The organism is Clavibacter michiganensis subsp. tessellarius, assembly GCF_021922985.1.
Lineage (GTDB): Bacteria > Actinomycetota > Actinomycetes > Actinomycetales > Microbacteriaceae > Clavibacter > Clavibacter tessellarius.
The window spans coordinates 2,969,532-2,993,976 of record NZ_CP040788.1 but is presented as its reverse complement, the minus strand read 5'-3'; the positions used below and the strand labels follow the sequence as shown (position 1 = coordinate 2,993,976).

Annotated in this window: 22 protein-coding genes; 8 read left to right on the top strand and 14 right to left on the bottom strand. The window is 75.5% G+C overall.

What is annotated here, in order from left to right; all coding sequences use genetic code 11:
* Window positions 1-2: 2 nt before the first annotated feature.
* On the top strand, window positions 3-494 hold the full coding sequence (locus FGG90_RS14260; protein ID WP_094126382.1) for a DUF6226 family protein: 492 nt from the start codon (window positions 3-5) through the stop codon (window positions 492-494).
* Window positions 495-558: 64 nt separating this feature from the next.
* The gene (locus FGG90_RS14255) at window positions 559-1,572 is read left to right on the top strand and encodes an EamA family transporter (RefSeq protein ID WP_210433010.1); all 1,014 of its coding nucleotides are present in this window, start codon (window positions 559-561) and stop codon (window positions 1,570-1,572) included.
* A 34-nt stretch (window positions 1,573-1,606) separates the two neighbouring features.
* Here the strand turns inward: FGG90_RS14255 and rocD are convergent, their stop codons facing one another.
* Window positions 1,607-2,851: an ornithine--oxo-acid transaminase gene (gene rocD / locus FGG90_RS14250; protein ID WP_094126383.1), complete on the bottom strand. Its 1,245-nt coding sequence runs from the start codon at window positions 2,849-2,851 to the stop codon at window positions 1,607-1,609.
* A gap of 7 nt (window positions 2,852-2,858) precedes the next feature.
* On the bottom strand, window positions 2,859-3,701 hold the full coding sequence (gene ddaH, locus FGG90_RS14245) for a dimethylargininase (RefSeq protein ID WP_094126384.1): 843 nt from the start codon (window positions 3,699-3,701) through the stop codon (window positions 2,859-2,861).
* A gap of 179 nt (window positions 3,702-3,880) precedes the next feature.
* Between ddaH and FGG90_RS14240 the strand changes: the two genes are divergently transcribed.
* Window positions 3,881-4,318 carry an Lrp/AsnC family transcriptional regulator gene (locus tag FGG90_RS14240; RefSeq protein ID WP_011931848.1) on the top strand — a complete coding sequence of 146 codons (438 nt, stop codon included), beginning with the start codon at window positions 3,881-3,883 and terminating at the stop codon, window positions 4,316-4,318.
* Window positions 4,319-4,320: 2 nt separating this feature from the next.
* Here the strand turns inward: FGG90_RS14240 and FGG90_RS14235 are convergent, their stop codons facing one another.
* The 3 genes from FGG90_RS14235 to FGG90_RS14225 all read right to left on the bottom strand — a co-directional run bounded on the left by FGG90_RS14235 (window position 4,321) and on the right by FGG90_RS14225 (window position 5,881).
* Window positions 4,321-4,983: an RES family NAD+ phosphorylase gene (locus tag FGG90_RS14235; protein ID WP_165771350.1), complete on the bottom strand. Its 663-nt coding sequence runs from the start codon at window positions 4,981-4,983 to the stop codon at window positions 4,321-4,323.
* A 61-nt stretch (window positions 4,984-5,044) separates the two neighbouring features.
* On the bottom strand, window positions 5,045-5,431 hold the full coding sequence (locus FGG90_RS14230) for a hypothetical protein (protein ID WP_094126386.1): 387 nt from the start codon (window positions 5,429-5,431) through the stop codon (window positions 5,045-5,047).
* Between the two features lie 78 nt (window positions 5,432-5,509).
* A complete protein-coding gene (locus FGG90_RS14225) occupies window positions 5,510-5,881 on the bottom strand; it encodes a hypothetical protein (RefSeq protein ID WP_094126387.1) in 372 nt (123 codons plus the stop codon).
* A gap of 124 nt (window positions 5,882-6,005) precedes the next feature.
* Here FGG90_RS14225 and FGG90_RS14220 point away from each other — a divergent pair, with 124 nt between their 5' ends.
* The 3 genes from FGG90_RS14220 to FGG90_RS14210 all read left to right on the top strand — a co-directional run bounded on the left by FGG90_RS14220 (window position 6,006) and on the right by FGG90_RS14210 (window position 11,963).
* Entirely contained in the window at window positions 6,006-6,374 is a 369-nt protein-coding gene (locus tag FGG90_RS14220; protein WP_094126388.1) for a GntR family transcriptional regulator, read from the top strand.
* Between the two features lie 103 nt (window positions 6,375-6,477).
* Window positions 6,478-10,653, top strand: coding sequence for a Pls/PosA family non-ribosomal peptide synthetase (locus tag FGG90_RS14215; protein WP_094126389.1), 4,176 nt, complete (start codon window positions 6,478-6,480; stop codon window positions 10,651-10,653).
* Window positions 10,650-11,963: a M1 family metallopeptidase gene (locus tag FGG90_RS14210; RefSeq protein WP_094131201.1), complete on the top strand. Its 1,314-nt coding sequence runs from the start codon at window positions 10,650-10,652 to the stop codon at window positions 11,961-11,963. Before FGG90_RS14215 ends, FGG90_RS14210 begins: the two co-directional genes overlap by 4 nt.
* A 4-nt stretch (window positions 11,964-11,967) precedes the next feature.
* On the opposite strand, the gene FGG90_RS14205 is transcribed toward FGG90_RS14210, so the two are convergent.
* The 5 genes from FGG90_RS14205 to FGG90_RS14185 form a co-directional block, all read right to left on the bottom strand.
* Complete coding sequence (locus FGG90_RS14205; protein ID WP_094126390.1) at window positions 11,968-12,549, bottom strand: 4'-phosphopantetheinyl transferase family protein; 582 nt, start codon at window positions 12,547-12,549, stop codon at window positions 11,968-11,970.
* A gap of 20 nt (window positions 12,550-12,569) precedes the next feature.
* A complete protein-coding gene (locus tag FGG90_RS14200) occupies window positions 12,570-13,232 on the bottom strand; it encodes a hypothetical protein (protein ID WP_237583435.1) in 663 nt (220 codons plus the stop codon).
* An 83-nt stretch (window positions 13,233-13,315) separates the two neighbouring features.
* Window positions 13,316-13,984, bottom strand: a complete 669-nt coding sequence (locus FGG90_RS14195) for a hypothetical protein (RefSeq protein ID WP_094126392.1) — start codon at window positions 13,982-13,984, stop codon at window positions 13,316-13,318.
* A 36-nt stretch (window positions 13,985-14,020) separates the two neighbouring features.
* The gene (locus FGG90_RS14190) at window positions 14,021-14,479 is read right to left on the bottom strand and encodes a GNAT family N-acetyltransferase (protein ID WP_094126393.1); all 459 of its coding nucleotides are present in this window, start codon (window positions 14,477-14,479) and stop codon (window positions 14,021-14,023) included.
* Window positions 14,480-18,127 (bottom strand): proline dehydrogenase family protein, encoded by a 3,648-nt coding sequence (locus tag FGG90_RS14185; RefSeq protein ID WP_094126394.1) that lies wholly within the window; start codon window positions 18,125-18,127, stop codon window positions 14,480-14,482. It lies immediately after the preceding gene.
* A gap of 175 nt (window positions 18,128-18,302) precedes the next feature.
* Here FGG90_RS14185 and FGG90_RS14180 point away from each other — a divergent pair, with 175 nt between their 5' ends.
* Entirely contained in the window at window positions 18,303-19,205 is a 903-nt protein-coding gene (locus tag FGG90_RS14180) for a LysR substrate-binding domain-containing protein (RefSeq protein ID WP_094126395.1), read from the top strand.
* Between the two features lie 102 nt (window positions 19,206-19,307).
* On the opposite strand, the gene FGG90_RS14175 is transcribed toward FGG90_RS14180, so the two are convergent.
* The 3 genes from FGG90_RS14175 to FGG90_RS14165 all read right to left on the bottom strand — a co-directional run bounded on the left by FGG90_RS14175 (window position 19,308) and on the right by FGG90_RS14165 (window position 21,698).
* Complete coding sequence (locus FGG90_RS14175; protein WP_094126396.1) at window positions 19,308-20,135, bottom strand: copper resistance CopC family protein; 828 nt, start codon at window positions 20,133-20,135, stop codon at window positions 19,308-19,310.
* 14 nt (window positions 20,136-20,149) lie between these two features.
* Window positions 20,150-20,917: a YcnI family copper-binding membrane protein gene (locus tag FGG90_RS14170; protein ID WP_094126397.1), complete on the bottom strand. Its 768-nt coding sequence runs from the start codon at window positions 20,915-20,917 to the stop codon at window positions 20,150-20,152.
* Window positions 20,918-21,053: 136 nt separating this feature from the next.
* A complete protein-coding gene (locus FGG90_RS14165; protein ID WP_094126398.1) occupies window positions 21,054-21,698 on the bottom strand; it encodes a hypothetical protein in 645 nt (214 codons plus the stop codon).
* Between the two features lie 113 nt (window positions 21,699-21,811).
* On the opposite strand from FGG90_RS14165, the gene FGG90_RS14160 reads away from it, so the two are divergent.
* The gene (locus FGG90_RS14160; RefSeq protein ID WP_094126399.1) at window positions 21,812-22,570 is read left to right on the top strand and encodes a hypothetical protein; all 759 of its coding nucleotides are present in this window, start codon (window positions 21,812-21,814) and stop codon (window positions 22,568-22,570) included.
* 61 nt (window positions 22,571-22,631) lie between these two features.
* Here FGG90_RS14160 and FGG90_RS14155 read toward each other — a convergent pair whose 3' ends face one another.
* Entirely contained in the window at window positions 22,632-24,197 is a 1,566-nt protein-coding gene (locus FGG90_RS14155; protein ID WP_094126400.1) for a glycoside hydrolase family 68 protein, read from the bottom strand.
* Window positions 24,198-24,445 lie beyond the last annotated feature (248 nt).

Below are 24,445 nucleotides of genomic sequence, written 5' to 3'. Positions count from 1 at the left end.
AGATGCCCGCCTACGTCCGCCCGCGCATCGACGCGCCACCCGCGCTCGACGACGCCGGCGTCCCCTCCGGCTCCCGGTGGGACCTCGCGGACGGGCCGCCCGAGGACGCGTGCTCGCGCACCTCGCACCTCGAGCGGTTCGCCCCGCTGCACGCGGTCGCCGACGCGCTCGTGGCGCACCTCGTGGCGACGCACGACGTGACGGCCATCGCAGGCGCGGATCCGACGCTCGCCGACCCGCATCCCGACGCCGTGCGCACCGTCCGGCTCGCGCCGCGCGACGGGAGCGGACCGGCCTTCGCGCTCGAGTGGACGTCGTTCCCCGGGGTGATGCTGCACACGGGCCGCCGGACGTCCGCGGCGTTCCCCGCGTGCGGCTGCGACGCGTGCGACGACCGCTGGGAGGACGTCGCCGACGAGCTGGAGGAGGCGGTGCTCCTCGCGGCGGGCGAGCGGCCGCCGCCACCCGAGCCCTTCGGCGACCTCGTCCGCTGATCCGCCGCGCGACGCCGCCTCCTCCCGCCCGGTCGCCCGCGCCCCGCGTCGGTACGCTCGCGGGGTGACCAGCCCCGGGGACCCCGTCGATCCCGCGGGCGCGCACCCCGGATCCGCGCCCGGCACCACCCCGGCCGGCGTCGAGGCGGCGGTCGCGGACGCGACGGACGCGGCCGCTCCCGGCGGACCCGGCTCCCGCCCGCGCAGCACGGCCGCGGGCGCCGCCCTCCAGGTCGGCACCATCGTGAGCGTCAGCCTCGGGTCGTCCCTCGCCGGGCTCGCGATCCCCGCGGTCGGCCCCGTGCTCGTCGTCGCCGCGCGCCAGGTGATGATGGCGGCGCTCGTGCTGCCGGTCGCGCGGCCGCGGATCCACCGCATGACGCGCGCGCAGCTCGTGCCCGCCGTGATGCTCGGCCTCTCCCTCTCGCTGATGAACCTCTCCTACTACGCGGCCGTCGACCGGCTGGGCCTCGGCATCGCGGCGACCATCGAGTTCCTCGGGCCGCTGTCGATCGCGCTGCTCGCGTCGCGCCGCCTGCTCGACGCGGCGTGCGCGCTCGTCGCCGCGGCGGGCGTCGTCGTGCTCACGGGCCTCGAGGGGCGGATCGACGCGTTCGGCCTCGTCTGCGGCGCGACCGCCGCCGTCACGTGGGCCGCCTACATCGTCTTCACGCGCCGGGTGGCGGAGCGGCTGCCGGGCTTCCAGGGCATCGCGGTCGCGAGCGTCGTGAGCCTCGTCGTGCTCGTGCCGTGGGCGCTGACCACGCTCGACGTCGGCGCGATCGACGGCCGGATCCTCGTCCTGCTCGTGGCCATCGGCCTGCTGTCGTCGGCCGTGCCCTACTCGCTCGACACCGTGATCCTCCGCCGCATCACCCCGCGGCTCTTCGCCGTGCTCACGAGCCTCAGCCCGGTGGTCGCGGCGGTGCTCGGCGTGATCGTGCTGCGCGAGACGCTCTCGCCGGTGCAGCTCGGGGCGATCGTCGTGGTGTGCGTCGCGGCCGGCGTCGCCATCGCGACGCGCGCCCCGGCCGCAGCCGGCGGATCCCGGACGCGACGGCGCCCGACCACCTCGTAGGGCGGCCGGGCGCGGACCGGGGTCGGGCGACGGCTCAGCGCGCCCCGAGCTCCCGGAGCACCGCGGCGAGCTGGTCGACGGCCCAGACGAGGTCCTCCTCCTCCACCACGATGGGCGGCGCGAGCCGGATCGTCGAGCCGTGCGTGTCCTTGGCCAGCACGCTGCGCTCGGCGAGCCGCTCGCAGACCGCGCGGCCCGTGGCGAGCGCGGGGTCGATGTCGATGCCGGCCCACAGGCCGCGACCGCGCACCTCGAGCACGCCGTGGCCCACGAGGTCCGCGAGCCGCGCGTGCAGCACGGCGCCGAGGCGACGTGCGCGCTCCTGCGGCTCGCCGGTCGCGAGCATCGCGACGACCGCGTGGCCCACGGCCGCGGCCAGCGGGTTGCCGCCGAAGGTGGATCCGTGCTGCCCCGGCTGGATGACGCCCAGCACGTCCGCGTCGCCGACGACCGCGGAGACGGGCACGATGCCGCCGCCGAGCGCCTTGCCGAGGAGGTAGAGGTCCGGCACGATGCCGGCGTTGTCGCACTCGAAGGTGGCGCCCGTGCGGCCGAGGCCCGACTGGATCTCGTCCGCGATCATCAGCACCCGCTCGCGCGTGCAGATGCGCCGCACGTCCGCGAGGAACGTGGCGGGCGGCACGACGATGCCGGCCTCGCCCTGGATCGGCTCGACGAGCACGGCGACCGTGTCCGCGTCGATCGCGGCCTCGAGCGCCGCGGCGTCGCCGTACGGCACCGTCACGAAGCCGGGCGTGAACGGGCCGAAGTCGGCGCGCGCCTCCTCGTCGTCGCTGAAGCTGACGATGGTGGTGGTGCGGCCGTGGAAGTTGCCGGCCATCACGATGATCTTCGCGCGGCCCGCGGCGACGCCCTTCACGCGGTAGCCCCAGGCGCGCGCGACCTTGATGCCGGACTCCACGGCCTCGGCGCCCGTGTTCATCGGCAGCACCATGTCCTTGCCGGCGAGCTCGGCGAGGGCCGTGACGAACGGGCCCAGCTTGTCGTTGTGGAACGCGCGGCTCGTGAGCGTGATCCGCCCGAGCTGCTCGGTCGCGGCCCGCACGAGGTCGGGGTGCGAGTGCCCGAAGTTCACGGCCGAGTAGGCGGCGAGGCAGTCGAGCAGGCGCCGGCCGTCGAGGTCGGTGACCCACGCGCCCTGGCCGGACGCGACCACGACGGGCAGCGGGTGGTAGTTGTGCGCGGCGTGCGCCTCCTCCGCGTGGATGGCCAGGGCGCCGGCCTCGGAGGCGGCGGGGCGGTCGATCGTGTCGGTCATCGGGGGCCTACTGCCGCAGCTCGAGCGTGCAGCACTTCACGCCGCCGCCGCCGAGCAGCAGCTCGGACAGGTCGACGCCGATGGGCTCGTAGCCGCGCTCGCGCAGCGACGCCTCGAAGCCCACGGCCTTCTCGGCGATCACGACGTGCAGGCCGTCGCTGTACGAGTTGAGGCCGAGGATCGACGCGTCCTGCTCGCTGACCTCGATCGCGTCGGGGTAGCGGCGCTCGATCTCGTCGAGGCTCGCGGCGTCGAAGGCGCTCGGCAGGTAGGCGATGTTCGCGTCGTCGAGCACCGCGATCGCGGTGTCCAGGTGGTAGAACGACGGGTTCACGAGGCGGAGGGTCACGACCTCGCGGTCGAAGATCCGGGCCACCTCGGCGTGGCTGGTGCTGTCGCTGCGGAAGCCGGTGCCCGCGAGGATCGTGTCGCCGACGAGGAGGATGTCGCCCTCGCCCTCGTTGACCTGCTCGGGCACGCGCACGTCGAAGCCCGCCTCGCGGAACCAGTCCATGTACGCGGGGCCCTCGGGCTGGCGCTCGGGGAACTGGAACGCGGCGCCGTACGCGATGCCGTCGAGCGTGAAGCCGCCGTTGGCCGCGTAGACCATGTCCGGCAGGCCGGCGATGCCGTCGATCAGCTCGACCTGGATGCCGAGGCCCACGTACGCGTCGTGCAGGGTCTGCCACTGGCGCACCGCGAGCGAGGTGTCGGTCGGGACGGCCGGGTCCATCCAGGGGTTGATCTTGTAGACCACGTCGAAGTGGTCGGGCCGGCACATCAGCACGCGCTTCGCGACGGGGGTGCGGCCGGATGCGGTGTCCGCGGGCCGGGAGAGGGTGGAGGGCATGGTGCTCCTGCTTCGTGCGGCGCCGGGGCGCGGTCGTGGAGGCGGACGATGTCCCAGAGCCCCGAGGGGACGCCTTCCCGTCAGCCTGGCAGGCGCATCACGCCCGTTCGAGGGGGCGCGGCGCGGATTCCGCGCGTCCGACCCCCGTCCGGCGCAGGATCCCGCCATAGGCTCGGAGCATGGACAACCTGGACCACCGGATCATCGACCTCCTCCGCCAGAATGGACGCGCCGGCTACGGCGACATCGGCGGCACCGTCGGCCTCTCGGCCAGCGCGGTGAAGCGGCGGGTCGACCGGCTGGTGGCCGACGGCGTGATCCGCGGCTTCACGATCCAGGTCGATCCCGCCGTCGACGGCCTCAGCACCGAGGCCTACGTGGAGCTGTTCTGCCGCGGGACGGTCGCGCCCGACGAGCTGCGCCGGATCCTCCAGGGGGTGCCCGAGGTCGTCGACGCGGGCACCGTCACGGGCGACGCCGACGCCATCGTCCGCATCCGCTCGCGCGACATCCCGAGCCTCGAGGACGCGCTCGAGAAGGTGCGCCTCGCCCCGAACGTCGACCACACCCGCAGCGCCATCGTGCTCTCGCGGCTGGTGAACCGGACGCTGGAGTAGGGCTAGCCGATCCGCACGCCGTGGAGCGCCGCAGCGGAGCGCACGGCCGGGTGATCGGCGTCGAGCGCCTGCACGGTCGCCTCGGTCAGACGACCGCTCCGACCGACGTCGGAGGCGCGCTCGAACACCGCCCACAGCTCGAGGTCACGCCCGTGGCGTGACGGGAACCGGATCCCGTCGACGACCGCGCGTCCGTCCTCCGTCTCCTCGTACAGCGCCCGCCCGATCGCCTGGGTCAGCTGACGGGGACGCGCGTCCTGCAGGGCTGCCACGTCGAGGTCCGCCAGTCCGGCCTGTCGCGCCTGGTCGAGGAACCGAGGACGGAGAGCGGCGACGGTCGACGAGTGGGTGACGTCGCAGTAGGTCCCCGTGAGGACGGCGCGACCGAGACGCCGGGCGCCGAACCACGAGTCGTCGAGACGACCGGGGGCGACGGTCGGATGCAGCGCAGCGTCCGCCTCGTCCTCCACGATGGCCGCGAGATCGTCGGCCACGGACGGGTCGGGGCGGAACGGCGCGATCAGCTCGACCAGGCACGCGTGCGGGGTCGAGCCGGCGTAGATCGTGCGGTACGAGCCGTCGGGGGAATCCCACCGCCCGGGGAAGCGACCGCGTTCGGCGTACCGCCAGTCCGTCCAGCCCCACGGATCCGGGGCGCGTCCCACCCGCCACACCTCGCCCGGGTCCGTGCGCAGCGCAGGGCGGGGCCGTTCCACCGATCCCGCCTCAGGCGTTCGCGACGAAGGAGCGGGCCGACGCCAGGATCCGGGCGCCCGCCTCGTCGAGGTCCGGGGACTCCCGGATGAGACGTGCGGGCGAGGCATCGTCGAGCTGCGGGTTGAGGCCGGTGAACCAGGCCTGCACCACCCGGGGATGCTCTCGCTCGACGAGGATCCCCGCGACGTGGAAGGCCAGGCGCAACCGGTTCATGGCCACCGCGGACGGGACGCGCTCCCCCTCCGCCCACTGTCGGACGGCGCGCGTCTCCTGCACGGAGCCGAGGTAGGCGACGAGCTTGGCGCCGAGGACCTCGCGGAGGCCGGCGACCAGCTCAGCATCAGACGCGCGGATGGCCGTCTCGTAGGCGCCCAGCCCGGGCGTGGTGATCGACATGGGGACATGCTATCCGCTGAGCGAGTGGAACACACGCTGAGCGACAGTGCGATCACACCCGCGATCACACCCTGACGATCAGGCGAACAGCGCCACCAGGATCACGACGTAGATGACGACGAAGAGCGCCGGGATCGCGTAGCGGACGAGGTTCGTGAGGCCCTCGGCGGCGATGACCACGCGGGCCGCGTGCGAGGAGGCGCCGGACTCGCGGAGATCGCGGGCGATCGCGATGGCCTGCGAGTTGATGGAGAACTGCACGGCCGCGCCGAGGGCGCCGGTGGCCAGCAGGATCAGGGCGGCCGCGAGGCGCGTGCCGAGGTCGGCGTCGGCGAGGCCGGTGCGCAGCAGGAACACCGTCGCGGTGAGCAGGAGGATCGGCCCGAGCTGGCTCGTGATCATCTGCTTGCGGGCGCGCGACCACATCGTGATCAGCTCGAGCTCGGACATGCGGGACCTCCTGTCGGCGGCCGTGCGTGCCGCGCGTCCATCCTCCCCTGCCGGCGCGCTCGGCGGGTGCGCGCGCCGTGCATGTCGCGCCCGGCGGCGGCCCGCGGCTCGCTAGCCTCGGCGCATGGATCCCGCGCCCGGCTACCGCATCGACCCGGGCTCCGCGATCCCGCCCTACGAGCAGCTCCGCGCGGAGGTCGCGCGCCGGGCCGCGGCGGGCGAGCTGCCGGTCGGCGCGCGGCTGCCGACCGTGCGGGCGCTCGCCGAGCAGGCGGGCGTCGCCGTCAACACGGTCGCGCGGGCGTACAAGGAGCTCGAGGCGGACGGCGTGATCGAGACGCGCGGACGCGCCGGGTCGTTCGTCGCGGCGCAGGACGACGTGCCGGCGGCGCTGCGGGCATCCGCCGCCGCGTACGCGCAGCTCGCGCGGCGGCTCGGCGCTTCCGACGCCGATGCACGACGCCTGGTGGACGAGGCGCTCGCGGCCGGCTGATCCGCCGCCGCGGGCTCCGGAGCCCCGGGGTCGCCGCGATTCCACCTCCCGTTCACCCGGAGGCCCGACAGTACGCACGCCGCCCCGTCCGATCGGAGACCACATGCCCGAGTCCTCCCCGGAGGCGGCGACGCCGCACGACGACGCACGGGCCGCGGGCGCTCCTCCGGAGGAGGCCGCCGCGGGCGCCGCCGAGGCCGCCGCCCCCGCCCACGCGCAGCGGGTCCTCGACGGGGCCGACGCCGTCACTCCCGCGCGCACGCTCGTGGACGTGCTCCGCGCGACCGTCGCCGCGCACCCCGACGCCTCCGCCATCGAGGACGGCGACGGCGCCCTCAGCTACCGCGAGCTCATGGCGCGCGTGGTGCAGGTCGCCGCGTCGCTGCGGGAGGCGGGCGTCGAGAAGGGCGACCGGGTCGGGATCCGCATGCCGTCCGGGTCCCGCGACCTCTACGTCACGGTGCTCGGCGTGCTCGCGGCCGGCGCCGCCTACGTGCCGGTGGACGCGGACGACCCCGAGGAGCGCGCGCGGCTGGTGTTCGGCGAGGCGCGCGTCGCGGGCGTCGTGACGGGCACGGGCGAGTACGCGCCGCGCGCCGCCGACGAGGACGGCGCCGCGGACGCCGGCGAGGGCAGCGCGGGCGACGCCGCACGCGCCACGGCGGCCGCGCTCCGGATCCTCCCCACCGCCGCCGCGCACGCCTCCACCTCCGCGCTCCCCCTCGTGACGCCGCCTGCGCCCGGCGACGACGCGTGGATCATCTTCACCTCGGGATCCACCGGCACCCCCAAGGGCGTCGCGGTCTCGCACCGCTCGGCCGCCGCGTTCGTCGACGCGGAGGCGCGCCTCTTCCTCCAGGACGAGCCGATCGGCCCCGGCGACCGCGTGCTCGCGGGCCTGTCGGTCGCGTTCGACGCCAGCTGCGAGGAGATGTGGCTCGCCTGGCGCCACGGCGCGTGCCTCGTGCCGGCACCGCGCAGCCTCGTCCGCAGCGGCATGGACCTCGGGCCCTGGCTCACGACGCACGGCGTGACCATCGTGTCCACCGTGCCGACGCTCGCGGCGCTGTGGCCCGCGGAGTCGCTCGAGAACGTGCGCCTGCTCATCTTCGGCGGCGAGGCCTGCCCGCCCGAGCTCGGCCAGCGCCTCGCGACCGACGGCCGCGAGGTCTGGAACACGTACGGCCCCACCGAGGCGACCGTCGTCGCGTGCGCGGCGCCTCTCGGCGGGCCGGGACCGGTGCGCATCGGCCTGCCGCTCGACGGCTGGACCCTCGCGGTGGTCGACGCCGACGGCGCGCGCGTGCCCGAGGGCGGCGTGGGCGAGCTGATCATCGGCGGCGTCGGGCTGGCCCGCTACCTGGATCCCGCCAAGGACGCCGAGAAGTACGCCCCCTTCCCCGCGCTCGGCTGGGACCGCGCCTACCGCTCGGGCGACCTCGTGCGCTTCGAGGCGGAGGGCCTCGTCTTCCAGGGCCGCGCCGACGACCAGGTGAAGGTCGGCGGCCGGCGCATCGAGCTGGGCGAGATCGAGGCCGCGCTGCAGGCGCTCGACGACGTGCAGGGCGCCGCCGTCGCGGTGCAGACCACGGGCGCGGGCAACCCGGTGCTCGTCGGATACCTCGTGCCGCGGGATCCCGCGACCTTCTCGCGCGAGGACGCCGTGCAGCGCCTCCGCGTCGCCCTGCCGGCGGCGCTCGTGCCGCTCATCGGCGTGGTCGAGTCGCTGCCCACGCGCACCTCCGGCAAGGTCGACCGCGCCGCGCTCCCCTGGCCGCTCCCCGGCGCCGCGGGCGACGAGGGCGCCGACCTCGACGCCGAGCTGCGCCCGCTCGCCGAGATGTGGTCGGCCGCGCTCGGCACGCCCGTGGCGAGCGCCGACGCGAACTTCTTCGACCTGGGCGGCGGATCCCTGTCGGCGGCGCAGCTCGTGGCCCGGATCCGGTCGATCGACCCCGAGTTCACGGTCGCCGACGTCTACGCCCACCCGCGCCTCGGCGCCATGCACGCGGCCATGGCCGGACGCGCGCCGCGGGCCGCGCGCACCGGACCGCAGGTGGACGTGCGGCCGACGCCGCGCCGCACGCAGTGGATCCAGACCCTCCTCGGCGCGCCCCTCCTCGCCCTGCAGGGCCTCCGCTGGCTCGCGCTCCTGCTCACGGGCTCCGCGCTGCTGCGGCCGCTCGGCGGCTTCGACGCGCTGCCGTCCGTCCCCCTCTGGCTGCTCGTGCCGGGCCTCCTCCTCTTCGCGACGCCGTTCGGCCGCATGGCGATCTCCGCGGTCGCCGCGCGCCTCCTGCTCCGCGGCCTCACGCCGGGCGACCACCCGCGCGGCGGCCGCTGGCACCTGCGGCTCTGGCTGGCCGAGCAGATCGCGCAGCAGATCGGCGCGGTCGGGCTCGCGGGCGCGCCGTGGATCACGTACTACGCGCGGGCGCTCGGCGCGCGCATCGCCGACGACGTCGACCTGCACACGCTGCCGCCCGTCACGGGCATGCTCCGGATCGGCCGCGGCGCCTCCGTCGAGCCCGAGGTCGACCTCTCCGGGTACTGGATCGACGGCGACACCGTCCGCGTCGGGGCCGTCCGCATCGGCGCGGGATCCACGGTGGGCACCCGCTCGACGCTGCTGCCGGGCACGCGCATCGGCAAGGGCGCGGAGATCGCGCCGGGCTCCGCGGTCTTCGGGCGCGTGCCGTCCGGCCAGCGCTGGGCCGGATCCCCCGCCGCGCGCGAGGGCAAGGCCCGAGTGTGGTGGCCCGACCACCGGCCGCCGCGGAACACGCGCTGGGTCGCGGCGTACGGCGCCGCGTCCGTGGCGACCGCGCTCGTGCCCGTCGTGGCGTTCGTCGCGGGCGGCGGGATCCTCGCGACGGCCATCCGCGGATCCGCCGACCTCGGCGACGCGTGGTGGCGCGGCCTCGGCGCGCTCGTGCCCGCGGTGCTCGTGACCGGGCTGGTGCTCGCGCTGCTGGTGGTCGGATCCGTGCGCCTCCTCGGCCTCGGCGTGACCGAGGGCATCCACGCGGTGCGGAGCCGCGTCGGCTGGCAGCTCTGGACCACCGAGCGCCTGCTCGACCTCGCCCGCACCGTGCTCTTCCCGCTCTACGCGGGCCTCTTCACGCCCGTCTGGCTCCGCCTGCTCGGCGCGCGCGTCGGCAAGGACGTGGAGGCGTCGACCGTGCTCCTCATCCCCGCGATGACCACGATCCGCGACGGCGCCTTCCTCGCCGACGACACGCTCGTGGCCGGCTACGAGCTCGGCGGCGGGTGGATGCGCGTCGCCCGCGCCGAGATCGGCCAGCGCGCGTTCCTCGGCAACTCCGGCATGGCCGGGCCCGGCCACAAGGTCCCGAAGGACGGCCTCGTCGCCGTGCTCTCGGCGGCGCCCACGAAGTCGAAGGCCGGATCCTCGTGGCTCGGCTCCCCGCCCGTCCGGCTCCGCCGCACGGTCGCCGCGGCCGACGACTCGCGCACGTTCCGGCCGCCGACCCGGCTGCGCGTGGCCCGCATCCTCTGGGAGCTGCTCCGCGTCGTGCCCGTGCTCGTGACCTGCGCGATCGGCCTGGCCGTGCTCGTGACGCTCGCCGCGATCACGGAGGCGTGGGGGCCGCTCGTCGCGTTCCTGCTCGGCGGCGTCGTGCTGCTCGTGGCGGGCGCGGTGGCCGCGGGCATCTCGACGGCGGCCAAGTGGATCCTCATCGGCCGCATCCGCGCGGAGGAGCACCCGCTGTGGTCGTCGTTCGTGTGGCGCAGCGAGGTCTCCGACGTGTTCACCGAGATGGTCGCCGCGCCCTGGTTCGCGTCGTCGGCCGCCGGCACGCCCGCGCTCGTCTGGTGGCTGCGGAGCCTGGGCGCGCGCATCGGATCCGGCGTGTGGTGCGACTCGCACTGGCTGCCGGAGGCCGACCTGGTGACCCTCGGGGACGCATCCACGATCAACCGCGGCTGTGTCGTGCAGACGCATCTGTTCCATGATCGGATCATGAGCATGGACACCGTCACCCTCGACGCCGGTGCGAGCCTCGGGCCGCACAGCGTCATCCTCCCCGCGGCGCGCATCGGCCCGCAGGCCACCGTGGGCCCCGCGAGCCTCGTGATGCGCGGCGAGCTCGTGCCCGAGGCGAGCCGCTGGAGCGGCAACCCGATCGGCCCGTGGCGCGAGGTGAAGACGGGACGCTACCTGCCGGCGGACGCCGCGCCCGCCGCCGACGCCGCCGCGTCGGCCGCCTCCGCCTCCGTCGACTCCCCCGCCCCCGCGACCGCCGGTCGCCGGTGAGGGCCGCGGCGGGACCCGCGTCCGGCGACGGCTACACCCCCGAGGTCGGCTCCACCGCGTACTCCGTGGAGCGCTACGACCTCGACCTCGACTACCGCGTGGCCCGCAACCGCCTCAAGGCGCGCGCGGTGATCACCGCCACGGCCCGCGAGGACCTCCCCCGGTTCGAGCTCGACCTCACGGGCCTCCGCGCCGGCGACGTCCGCGTCGACGGCCGCCGCGAGACCCGGCACGTGCAGCGCGGCGGCCGCCTCGTGGTCACGCCCGCGGCTCCCATCCCCGCGGGCGCGTCCTTCACGGTCGACGTCGCCTACTCCGGCGAGCCCGGCCCCCGACGCACCGTCTGGGGCGACCTCGGCTGGGAGGAGCTCGGCGACGGCGTGCTCGTCGCGTCGCAGCCGAGCGGCGCGTCCACGTGGTTCCCCTGCAACGACCGGCCGGACGTGCGGGCCGCCTTCCGCATCCGTGTCGCGTGCGAGGTCGACTACTCGGTGGTCGCGAGCGGCCGGCTCGTGTCCCGGCTCGAGCGCTCCGGCCGCGCGACCTGGACCTACGAGCAGGACGCGCCCACCGCGCCGTACCTCGCGACCGTGCAGATCGGCCGGTACGTCGAGAAGCGCGTGCCCGCCGGATCCACCCAGGCCGTCTTCGCGTACCCGAAGCCGCGCGAGGCCCGGGTGCTGCAGGACCTCGCGCTCGTGCCGCGCATGATGGCCTTCTTCGAGACGCTGTTCGGGCCGTACCCGTTCGGCGAGTACCGCGTGGTCGTCACGGACGACGAGCTGGAGATCCCGCTCGAGGCGCAGGCGATGGCCGTGCTCGGCTCGAACCACGCGGACGGCACGGGCGGATCCGAGCGGCTCGTCGCCCACGAGCTCGCGCACCAGTGGTTCGGCAACTCCGTGGGCCTCGCGTCGTGGCAGCACATCTGGCTCAACGAGGGCTTCGCCTGCTACGCCGAGTGGCTGTGGTCGGAGGAGTCCGGGGGCCCGACCACGGACGCGCTCGCGCGCCAGCACCACGCGCGCCTCGACCGGTACGGCACGCAGGTCGGCATCGGCGATCCCGGCCCCGAGGCGATGTTCGACGACGTCGTCTACAAGCGCGGCGCCCTCGCGGTGCACGCGCTCCGGCTGACGCTCGGCGACGCGGCATGGCGCGCGCTGCTCCTCCGCTGGACGGATCCGGCGTGGACGGCGCCGCGCACCACCGCCGACCTCGTCGGCGCCGCCGGCGACGCGGGCGCGCTGCTGCGGGCCTGGCTCACGGACGGGCCGCTGCCGCAGCTGCCGAAGGTGGGGCGGCGCTGAGGGGTCAGGCGCCGGATCCCGGCCCGTCCGGGTCCCGGATCCGCACGACCACCTGCCCGAGGCCGCGCCGCGCGACCGCCGCGACCAGGCCGCTCCCGAGTTCCGCGTCGACCACCCGGTAGCGCGCGGGCTCGCCGTCGATCCACGCGACGGACCCGTGCGCGTCGCCCGCGGACCGCACGCGCGACGGGTCGACGCGGAGCCCGCGCCCGTCGGCCTTCAGCACCGCCTCGATCCGCACCCACTCCCCGAGCGTCGTCCCGGGCGGCGCCTCCCGGCCGCGCGGCTCGGCATCGATGCCGATCGGCCCGTCCGTCGACACCGCGACCACCACGGCGTCGCCCGCGTGCGCGACGCTCGCGTGCAGGCCGTCGAGCGCGCGGGATCCGCCGAGCACCGGACGGCCGTGCTCTCCGCCGCAGGTCGCGCAGCGGGCGCGGACAGTGACGTCGGCCGGATCCGCGCCCACGATCTCCGCGGCGAGCGCCCGCAGGGCGGCGCGGCCGGCGGCGGTCCGGGCGGCCCGAACGACGAGGCCTGCGACCGGCACCACCGACACGTTCACGGCGGCGGGAGCGGGGGTCACGTGACGACCCTAGGCGGCGCTCAGACCGCCATCCGCGCGAGCGCCACGGCGGCCGCCACCAGGGCCGCGGCGAGCAGCGCGGCCGCAGGGCCGATCCACCACCAGCCGCGTCGCGCCCGCGTGCCCTCGACGACCGCGGCCACGGCGAGCAGCACGAGACCCAGCGCGACGCCGCCGCGCGCGGGAGGCGTGGCGTCGTCGCCGGCCAGCGCCACGAGGCCGGACATGAGGAGGGCGCCCGCGAGCAGCCCCCAGCCGAGCACGTGGACGGCGTGCGCGATCCGGCTCCGCAGGTCGCGGCGCCGCAGCGGCTTCGCGCCGCGCCAGCCGTCGGGGGCGCGCAGCCCGCCCACCACCGCCATGACCTCGTCCAGCTCGGCGGGCAGCTCGCCCGCGGGCAGCGCGAGGAAGCGCCCGAGGTGCTCGTCGCGCACGCCGGAGGAGGCGATCAGGCGCGCGAGCAGCTCGCGCTCGCGGGCGGTCGTCCAGCCCGGGAGCGCGATGCCCCACCGGCCGGCCTGGTCGGGCGCGCGGACCTCCCGGTACCAGGACGCCAGCAGCAGCCGCGCGACCGCGTCGCACGGCTCCTCCCGGACGCGATCCCGCAGCTCGACGATCGCCTCGCGCCGCCGGCCGTCGTCCCAGAGCGTCCGGGCGCGGTCGACGGTCTCGGAGCGCTGCATCCGTCCAGGGTCGCGGATCCGGGTGGGCTGCGAGCGGATCATCCCCGGGACCCGGCGGTCGGGTCGGACGCCCGGGCGCCCGGCTACGCGATCCGCGCCAGGCCCCAGTAGGCGACGACCAGCGACACGGCGACGACCAGGGCGATCGCCGTGATCCACCATGGGCCCCGACGCGGTCGCACGCCCACGGTGAGGACGGCGAACTTCAGCAGGACGAGGGCGACGACCCCCGTCCAGCGCGCGACGCCGACCGTGTCCACGCCGAAGAGGGACAGGATCCCGGCGAGGAGCATCCCCAGGGCGAACACCACCGCGGCCGCGACGCCCAGCACGATCGCCGACTCCCTGCGGAGGTCGGGCGCCGGGCCGGCCTCGCCGATCGGCGTCCCGATCCGGGCGTACCGCTCCCGATGCGACGCCACGAGCGGGAGCAGCTCGGCCACGTGGTCCGGGAGCTCGGATCCGGGCAGGTCGAGGAACGCGGCGACGCCCTCGTCGCGGTGCCCGGACGTCGCGATCATGCGCGCCAGCCGGTCGCGCTCCTGTTCCGTGGTCCAGCCCGGCGTCGCGATGCCCCAGCGGCCCGCCTGGTCCGGCGCCCCGAGCTCGCGGTACCAGCCGGCCAGGGTGAGGCGCGCGTCCGCCTCGCGGGGGTGGCCCCGCACCCGGTCCACGAGCGACGCGGTCGCCTCCCGACGCCGCCCCGCGTCCCACATCGCCCGGGCGCGGGCGATGGCCTCCGTCTCGCGCATGCGCTCATCGTGGCAGGTCGGCGAGGCCGACCGGACTCAGCCGAGGTCGCGCGCCAGCGTCTCGTCCGTCTCCGTCGCCTGCCGGGTGACGCCCGCGTCGTCCACGTACGCGTACGAGGTCGTCGTCATCTCCCCCGTGCCGCGGTAGCCGAGCCGCTCGTACAGCGCGCGGGCCCGCGGGTTGTCGAGGCCGACGCCCACGGTGAGGCGGCCGGGGGTGACGCGCTCCTCGGCCGCGCGGATGATCGCCGTGCCGACGCCGCGACCCCGCGCGGCCGCGTCCACCCGCAGGTTCCGCAGCTCGGGCACGGCGCCGCGGGTGTCGAGCTGGCCGGATCCGAGCGGCCGGTCGCCGTCCCACGCGACGAGCAGCGTGGATCCGCCCGCCTCCTGCGCGGCCCACATCGCGCGCGCGAACCCGCGGCCGGACGGCTCCTCCCGCTCGAGCCGCCCGACCTCCGAGGCCGCGAGCGCGCGGACCTCGACGCAGGTCACCTAGATGACCGCCTCGCTCCAGTCGTCCGGGTTGCCGAAGCGGTGGGCCGTGATGCTGATGGCCTGCTCGCGCAGGAACGTGAGCATCTCGACGCGGCCGGCCGCGGTGACCTCGTCGGCGAACACCGCGACGTCGGGCGTGCCGCGCAGCGCGTCGGACAGGGCCCGCGCCTCCACGAGCCGCGCGTCGCGGGCGGCGACGAGGCGCACGCGCTCGGTCGCGATGCCGGACGCGCCGACGCGGGCGAGCCACGCGTCGTCCGTCTCGATGGTCACGTGCACGCTCGGCAGGTCGTCGAGCACCTGGCCGAGGCCGGCCGGGAGGATCCCCGGGACCGACACGTGCATCTCGGCGCGCGCCAGGCGCCCGGCCGCGAGCACGCGGAGCAGGTCGGCGAGCGCGCCCGACTCCGTGAGCCGCACCGTGACGGGCAGCGGCCGGTAGCGGAACAGGTTGCGCTCCACGCCGAGGCCGCTCGGGTCCTTCACCTGGCCGAACTCGTCGTGCCAGGCCACCGCGTCGCTGAGCGCGGAGCGGCGGACGAGGTCGAAGTCCTCGTAGCGGATGGCGGGCTGCGCCGACTCGATGAGCTCCGTGACCCGCGGCGACAGCCCGCGCAGGTGCAGCGAGCTCGAGTGCCGGCCCTCGTCCGCGACCCAGGAGCCGAGGCCCATGAGGTAGTTCGGGCCGCCGGCCTTGGTGCCGGATCCGACCGAGGAGCGCTTCCAGCCGCCGAACGGCTGGCGCTGCACGATGGCGCCCGTGATCCCGCGGTTCACGTAGAGGTTGCCCGCCTCCACGGTCTCGAGCCACTGCTCGAGCTCGCGCGCGTCGAGGCTGTGCAGGCCCGCGGTGAGGCCGTACGGGATCGCGTTCTGGAAGCGGATGGCCTCCTCGAGGTTCCGCGCGCGCATCACGCCGAGCACGGGGCCGAAGAACTCGGTGAGGTGGACGTACGACCCGGGCTTCACGCCGTCGCGCACGCCCGGCGACCAGAGGCGGCCGGTCTCGTCCTTCGCCTCGGGCTCCACGAGCCACTTCTCGCCGACGCCCAGCTGCGTGAGCGCGTGCTTGAGCTTGCCGGCGGCCGGCTCGATGATCGGGCCCATCTGCGTGGTGGGATCCGACGGGTAGCCGACGCGCAGCGACGACACCGCGTCGGTGAGCTGCGTGAGGAACCGGCGGGACCTCCCGACGGACCCCACGAGGATCACCAGGCTCGCCGCCGAGCACTTCTGGCCGGCGTGGCCGAACGCGCTCTTCACGACGTCGGCCGCGGCCAGGTCGAGGTCGGCGCTGGGCGTGACGATGATGGCGTTCTTGCCGCTGGTCTCGGCGAGGAGCGGGAGGTCCGAGCGCCAGGAGCGGAAGACCTCGGCGGTCTCGTAGCCGCCCGTGAGGATCACGCGGTCGACCGAGGGGTGCGCGATGAGGTGCTCGCCGAACTCGGCCTCGCCGGCGTCGACGAGCGCGAGGAGCTCCCGCGGCACGCCGGCCTCGCGGAGCGCCTCGACCAGCACGGCGCCGGATCGGCGGGCCTGGCCGGCGGGCTTGACGACCACGCCGCTGCCGGAGGCGAGGGCCGCGAGCATGCTGCCCGCGGGGATCGCGACGGGGAAGTTCCACGGCGGCGCCACCACGGTGACGCGCGACGGCACGAACCGGGCGCCCTGCACGCGGTCGAGGTCGCGGGCGCGCTCGGCGTAGTAGTGCGCGAAGTCCACGGCCTCGCTGACCTCGGGGTCGGCCTCGGCGATGGTCTTGCCGGTCTCGGAGGCCATGACCTCGATGAGGCGCGCGCGGTTGCGCTCGATGGCGACGCCCACGCGGTGCAGCAGCGCGGCGCGCTGGTCGCCGGGGCGGGCGCCCCACGCGGCGGCGGCCGTGCGCACGCCGTCGATGACGTCGTCCAGCTGGTCGGTGGAGTCGATGCGCGCGGCGTCGATGGTCGCGACGCCGAGCCGCGAGGCCTCCACGCGCGCCAGGATCTCGCGGCCCCAGGCGCGGTTCGTCGGCAGCGCCGGATCCGTGTCCGCGGCGTTGTGGAACGGGGTGGTGGAGGCGTCGGGGTCGACGAGCGCGTCGGGCGTGAGCAGCGATCCGCGCGTGAAGCCCTGGACCACGTTCGTGAGCTGCGGGTCGACCTCGACCTCGGGCTCCTCGTGCGCCTCGGGCTCGGCCAGCGGATCCACGTCGTCGAGCTCCGGCGGGAAGCGGCGGTCCTGCGTGCGGTTCGGCGCCGGGATCGTGTCGTCGACGGCGGCGAGCGACGAGCGGAACCGCGACTCCTCGCGCGCGAACAGCTCAGCTGACGTGCTCAGCTCGAACACCGCCGACATGAAGTTCTCCTGGCTCGCGTTCTCCTCCAGGCGGCGGATGAGGTACGAGATCGCCACGTCGAACTCGGTCGGGTGCACGACGGGCGTGTACAGCAGCAGCCCGCCGACCGTGCGCTTCACGGCCTCGGCCTGGCCGGTCGCCATGCCGAGCAGCATCTCGAACTCGATCCGGTCGGTCACGCCGCGCTCCTCGGCGAGCAGCCACGCGTACGCGACGTCGAAGAGGTTGTGCCCGGCGACGCCGACCTTCACGGCGTCGGCCGCGGCGGGCTGGAGCGCGTGCTCGAGCATGCGCTTGTAGTGCGTGTCGGTCTGCTCCTTGGTGGCCCAGGTGGCGACGGGCCAGTCGTGCATCCGGCCGTCGACCTGCTCCATCGCGAGGTTCGCGCCCTTGACGATGCGGACCTTGATGGGCGCCCCGCCCGCCGCGCGACGCTCCTGCGCCCACGCGGTGAGCCGCTGCAGCCCGGCGAGCGCGTCGGGCAGGTACGCCTGCAGCACGATCCCGGCCTCGAGGTCCTTCAGCTGCGGCTGGTCGAGCACGCGCGTGAACACCTCGATGGTGAGGTCGAGGTCCTTGTACTCCTCCATGTCGAGGTTGATGAACTTGGGGGTCGCCGCCTCCGACGCCAGCTCGTACAGGGGAGTCAGGCGCTCGACCACCTTGTCGACGGCCTCGTCGAACGCCCACATCGACAGCTGCGAGACGACGCTCGACACCTTGATGGAGACGTAGTCCACGTCGTCGCGGGCGAGCAGCTCGCGCGTGCCGGCCAGGCGGCGCGCGGCCTCCTGCTCGCCGAGCACGGCCTCGCCCAGCAGGTTGAGGTTGAGGCGGGATCCGCCCGCGCGCAGCTTCTCGATCGCCGGCCCGAGCTTCTCGCTCGTCGCGTCGACGATGAGGTGCCCGACCATCTCGCGCAGCACGCGGCGCGCGACGGGCACGACGACCTGCGGGAGGACGGGGCCGAGGATGCCGCCCGCGCGGATCGCGCCCTGCATGTACCAGGGCAGGAAGCCCGGCGTCTTGGCGGTGAGCGCGGCGAGGCTGTTGCCCGCGACCGGCAGGTCCTCGGGGCGCACGACCCGGTCGACGAAGCCGATGGTGAAGTCGAGGCCGTTCTCGTCCTTGAGGACGCCCGCGAGGCGCTCGGCGGAGGGATCCGCGGGGTGCTGGGCCGCCTCCGCGAGCCAGGTGCGCACGAGCGCGACGGACCGGTCGGCGAGGTCGTCGCGATCGGGGGCGGAGACGCCGACGGACGTCGGGATCGCGGCGGTCTCGGGGGCGGATGCGGTCTCGGCGGTCATGCGGGAACCTCTTCGTCTCGTGTGGGCCTTCAGCCCCGTCGTCGTCGGCCGCGCGGCGGGCGCGTCCCCCCAGTGTGCGACCATGCTCTCGTCGGATGCGCTGAACGTTTCCGATGATCATCGTGCGGTCCTGCCGATGATTCCATGCTCGCCTGGGATCCCGCGGGAGGCGCACGTGCTCGAGATGCGACGGCTGCGGCTCCTGCGCGAGCTCAAGCTCCGCGGCACGATCGGCGCGGTCGCCGACGCGCTGTCGTTCAGCCCGTCGTCGGTGTCGCAGCAGCTCTCGCAGCTGGAGCGCGAGGCGGGCGTCCCGCTGCTGCGCCGGGTCGGCCGACGGGTGGTCCTCACGCCGCAGGCCGAGATCCTCGTCGAGCACACGACGGCCCTGCTCGAGCGGCTGGAGCGCGCCGAGACCGAGGTGAACGCGTCGCTCGCGAACGTGTCCGGCACCATCCGCATCGCCGCGTTCCAGTCCGCGCTGCTCGCGCTCGTGCCGCCGGCGCTCACGATCCTCCGTGACGACTACCCCGACCTCCGGGTCGAGATCACGATGCGCGAGCCCGAGTCGGGCCTGCACGACGTGTGGGCGCGGGACCACGACCTCGTCATCGCCGAGCAGTACCCCGCGCACGCGGCGCCCCGGCCGGCCGACCTCGACCGCGAGGAGCTGTGCGTGGATCCGCTCCGCCTCGGCCTGCCGCCCGGCCGCGAGGACGTCCGCACCGTCTCGGAGGCGCGCCGCCTGCCGTGGGTGATGGAGCCGGCCGGCACCGCGTCGCGCCACTTCGCCGAGCAGGTGTGCCGCGTCGCGGGCTTCGAACCGGACGTGCGGTACGTGACGGCCGACCTGCAGGCGCACATCGACCTGGTGCGTGGCGGCCACGCGGCGTCCGTGCTGCCGGACCTCGTCTGGGCCGGCCGCGAGCCCGACGTGCGGCTCGTCGGGCTGCCGGGGTCGCCCCGGCGCACGGTGTTCACGTCGTCGCGCGTCGGCAGCCTCGACCGGCCGGGGATCCGCGCGTGCCGCGATGCCCTCGCGCGCGCGGTCGAGCTGATGGGGCCGGCGGCGAGCTGATCCGCGGCCCGCGCCGGCGGCGGCACCGGCACCGGCCCCGGCACGACGACGGGCCCGGATCCGCGGAGGATCCGGGCCCGTCGCGGTCCGTGGGGCGCGCGGTCAGGCGGCGGGCGGGCCGTCGTCGTCGTCCGCGGGGCGGGGCGGGCGGACCGCCGCGCCGGCCGGCTTCCGCCGCCCGGTCACCACGATGAGCACGACCGCGGCCGCCGCGAGCACGACGATGCCGATGCCCACGCCGACGATCACGCCGAGGTAGGGCGCGATGCCCTGCTCCTGGCCCGCGGCGGTGCCGGCCTCGCCGGTCGCGGAGCCGCCCGCGGAGCCGGATCCGGTGCCCGCGCCGGATCCGGACCCCGAGGCGCCCTCCTGGGCCGCCGCGCACGCGGGCCCGGACGCCGATCCCGCCGACGCCGCCGCGCCCGCGGGCGCCTGGTACGTGAACGCGATCGAGTCGGACACCGGATGCCCGTCCGCCGAGACCACGCGCCACGTCACCGTGTACTCGCCGGATCCGCCGAGCGCCACGGGCACGGTGACCGCGCGTCCGGCGTTCACGGCGCAGCCCGTCTCGAAGTGCGTGCCCTGGCCGTCGGGGCCCGTGACCTGCACGATCGAGGACCCGCCCGCCGCGGCCGACGACCCGCCCGCGTCGCCGCCGGGCGCGCCGAGGTCGAGGATCACGTCGTTGAAGGTCAGCGTGACCTCCGACGGCGCGGCGTCGATCGTGGATCCGGCCGCGGGCGAGCTCGAGACGAGGTAGTCGTGCGCCGATGCGGGCAGCGCGCCGTCCGGCCCGCTCCCCTGGCCGAGGCCGACGAGCGCGAGCGCGGCCGTCGCGAGGGCCGCGCCGGAGAGCGCGGCCGCGACCCGCAGGAGGCGGCGGCGCGGAGCGGTGGGCGCGCCCGCGGGACGGGGGCTCGGGCGCATCCGGCGTCCGGGCGTCACGCCTGGCCGCCGCCCTCGCGGCGCACGCGGGTCAGGGCGAAGACCGCCACGACGAGCGCGACCGCGCCGAAGGCGAGCCCGCCCACGCCGAGGCCCACCGCGACCGCGCTGCCCGCGGCGTCCGTCGAGGACGCCGTGGTCGCCGTCGCGGCGGAGGCGCCGGGCGCCGTGGTGCTCATGGCGCTCATCGCGTCGGCGGGCGGCGCGTCCTGCACGTACAGCGTGGGCGCGGGGTGCTCCGGCTCCTCGCCGGACGCGGGCGTCGCCTGGTCCCAGTCGACGACGGAGCCGTCCGAGTAGCCCTGGTGCGCGGGCAGCATGATGCTCCCGGTCTCCGGCACCGGTCCGACGGAGACCGTGAACCGCTGGAACTCGCCGGCCTTCAGCCCCACGCCGTCGTCCGCGGTCCAGGTGACCTCGATGGGCGCGTCGGTGATGGTCGCGTCGTCGGTCTTCACCGGGGTGTCGAGCTTCTCGGTGGTGACCTTCGCGGTCCAGCCGGGGACGGGCTCGGTGGAGAGGCTGGAGAAGGGGGTGTCCTTCGGCAGGTCGACCGTGACGCTCGTGGTCGTCGCGGTCGCGGACTCGGTCGGGACCTTGAACGTCAGGGTGCTGTAGCTGCCGGCCGTGGCCTGGTCGGGCGAGACGCGCACGTGCGCCGAGGCGGCGAGCGGCATCGCCACGGCGAGCGCGACGCCGCCGACGAGCGCGGTGGCCGAGCGGAGGATCCGGCGGCGGGGGGCGGGGGTGGATGAGGTGGTCATGGCGGGTGTCCTGTTCCGGGCCGCGCGGAGGCGGCCCCGGGAGCGGACGCGGCGGTGCCGGCGTCCGGAGGGAGGGAAGGAGGAGGGGCGGCGCCTGCGCGGGCAGGCGGCCTCGTCGCGACGACGGTCGCGCGGGTCAGGCGGCGGCGAGGGCGCGCGGCGGACCGCGGTGGCGCAGCCGGCCGATCCGGGCGACGAGGTCGCCGAGCGGTCGGGGTGCGCGGGCGGCGCGGGCGAGCGCGGCGGCCGGGCGGCCGTCGGGGCGCAGGAACGGGATCGCGAGGGCGAGCAGCACGCGGACGCCGGACGCGCGGACGAGCGCGCGGAGGGCCGCCTCGCCGTGGCGGAGCGCGAGCACGGTGACCACGAGCGCGGCGCCGTGCGAGAGGAGCATGCCGGCGTCGAGCGCGGACGCGGCGCCGGCGGGCGCGCCGTCGAGGCCGGGGATCGCGAGCGGCAGGGCGCCGTGCCCCGCCATGCCCGCGTGCGGATCCGCGGCGGTCGCGCCCGCCGCGTCGCCCGCCGCCGTGAAGAGCCCGTGGAAGAGGAGCTGGCTGACGCCGACCGCGGCCGTGAGCCGCCAGAGCGACGCGCGCGTGCCGGCGAGCGCGATGGCCGCGAGCGACGCGAGCGCGAGCCCGAACGCCACGACGGCCCACGACGGGGCGGCCCCGCCGCCGGCCTCGTGGAAGAGCGCGGCCACGAACGTGGCGGTGGTGGATGCGGCGAGCCCCCGGATCACGCGCTGGACGCGCGGGGCGATCGGGGTCGAGGCAGGCATCGACTGGAGTGTAGATGACGGGGCAGGGAGGATCCGGCCCGGCCATTGCCCGCCGGCGCCACCTCGGGAGAGGATCGCCTCGCGGACGCACCCTCCGCGGAGAGGTCGACCGCATGCCCCGCACCGCCGCGCCCCGCATCCCCCGCGCCGTGGTCGCCGTCGCGGCGGTCGCCCTCGTCGCGTCCGGCACCCTCGCCGTCGCCACGGCCCTGCGGCCGGAGGACCGCGCGTCGAGCCGCACGGCGAGCGCCGACGTCGATGCGGCGACCTCCACCCCGACCCCCGAGGCGCCGCTCGACGAGATCGGTCAGCAGATGGAGCAGCGGCGGATCTTCGCGCTCCGCTCCGACCGCGCCTACGTGGAGGAGGTCGCCGCCGCGCCGGACGCCGTCGAGAGCGACTGGCGGGGCCTCCGCATCACGCCGGCGGAGGCCGCCGAGTTCGCGCGGCAGGAGGGCCTCCACCCCAAGCTCGATCAGATGACCGCGATCCTCGAGCCGCTCGGCGCCCTCGGCGGCGTGTGGCTGGAGAACCCGGTCGCCGAGCCGCAGGTCATGGTCGTCGCGATCGTGGGCGACGTGGGCGCCGACGTGCGGCAGCGTCTCCTCGACGTCGGCGGGACGGATCCCCTCCGGCTCGTCCCCGCGCAGCACACGGAGCGGCAGCTGCGGGACCTCTGCGACGCGCTCGTCACCGGTCCCATGTGGGCCACCGGGGCGCTCACCGAGTGCGCCCCGGACCTCATCGGCGATCGCGTCACGGTGGGCGTGGACCTCGACGCCCCTGCGGACACCGAGGCGCACCTGGCCGCCGAGCACGGCGGGATCGTCTCGGCGACGCGCACGCCCCGCATGACCACGTGGGGCGACTGAGGCGCGCGTACCGCCGCGAGGACGCGGCGACGACGGGAGCCCGCCGTCGCCGCGCCAGGTCCTACTGCGGCGGGTGCGCCGGGTCGAAGGCCTTCGTGGTCGGGATGTCGGCGTACGCGCCGAGCCCTCCCTCGCCGTAGCCCCTGTCGAGCTTCGACGTGTCCCCGTCGAACTCGAGCTTCACGGTCGGCCCGAGCGTCCCGCCTCGGCGGAACGACTCCTTCGAGCCCACGGCGTCGATGAACGACTCCACCAGGCCGCCCGGGAGGATGTAGCTCGAGTACGCCTGGAACGCGCCCGGCGTCTGGTTGTAGTCGGGCGCGTACGCGGTGCCGCCGGCGTAGTTGAGGTTCGTCGGGTTGCCGAGCACGAGGCCGGATCCGCCGTTCATCGGCTTGTAGTCGCTGCGGAGGCCGTTGCCCACGAAGCCGTAGACGCCCTCGGGGCCGTCCATGCCCTTCGCGAAGGTCGACCGGTGGCTGATCGTGAGCAGGTAGTGCTTGCCGTCCTCGATCACCACCTCGGGCCGCTCGGTCTGGTCGGTGACGCAGGCGGACTCGAGCAGCGGATCCAGGAAGTGCCACTTCGTGAGGTCCGCGTCGTCCGCGACCGCCAGGCCGATGGACGCCATCTGGTAGTTCGCGCCCGAGGCGGTCACCTCCTTCGGGTCCTCCGCCGCGGGGTCGCCCTTCCGGTAGCCGAGGTCGGTCGCGTCGCACTCCTGCTCGCCGCGCTTCCCGGCGACGTTGGCCTCGAACACCATGTAGGTCTTGCCGGGGTGGTCGGGATCCGTGAACGTGAACGGGTCGCGGAAGTTGGTGGACCAGTTCTGCTCGTTGGTCTGGTACCTCTGCCCGTCGGGGCGCAGGAGCGGGGTCACCGTCTCGAAGCCGGCGACCTTGACCGCTCCGTCCGTCTTCTCGAGGCGCCCCTGGCTGAGCGAGATGACCGGGTCGGCGGGCTTCACGTCCTGGCCCTTCGCGTCGCGGTAGAACGCGACGTCGGTGAAGAAGAGCTTCACCGTGCCGTCGGCCATGATCCGCGCGGATCCCGACCACTCGGCCTGCTGCGTGAACGACTGGTCGGGGAAGATCCCGTCCGTCACGCCGTCCTCGAACACGTTCCCCTGGTAGGTCCAGCCGCCGTTGTCCGGCCGCTGCTCCGCCGGGATCCCGGTGGGCCGCGTGAAGTAGCCGATCTTGGCGTACGTGTGCCGGTCGTCGAACGACAGGGTGCGCGGGGCCGTGAGCGCGAAGATCACGTCGTAGCCGTCGACGCTGTAGGTCTGGCCCGACGAGTCCGTGAGCGGCCAGGTGTCCCAGACGTACGCCTGGTCGGTCATGGTCGGGAAGTCCTGCGGGACCTGCGGCATGGTGAGCGCGGACGGCATGGAGTTCGTCCGCGGTGGCGCCTTCGGATCGGACAGCTTCGCGATCTGCTTGGCGTCCGCGCGCGTCCAGTGGGCCGTGAAGTCGTCCTCCGGCGCGTACGCCTTCTGGGTGTGCACGGTCGGCCGCGGCGGGGTCGTGCCCGCGGCCTGGGCGGATCCGCCGGCGAGCAGCGCGGACGCCACCACCAGGGTCGCCGCAGCGGACGCGGACAGCCCGCGCCTGATTCTCTTGGTCACCTGTTCTCACTCTCGTTCTCGTGTCGATGAGTCCGATCGCGACGCGCGGTGCACGCTCCCCCGGTCGGGGAGCCTAGGGGGTCGAGGACACCCGCCGCGCCCCCGGACGGGGTCGGGGACGGATCCCGGGCGTGTCCCCCGAACGGGGTGGACGCGGCCGTCCCGAACCGGTACGGTCGCAGCTCGGTCGTGCGGCGGTGCATGCTCTCCCGCTCCGCCCGCCACTCGTCTGCCCCCCGATCGACCAC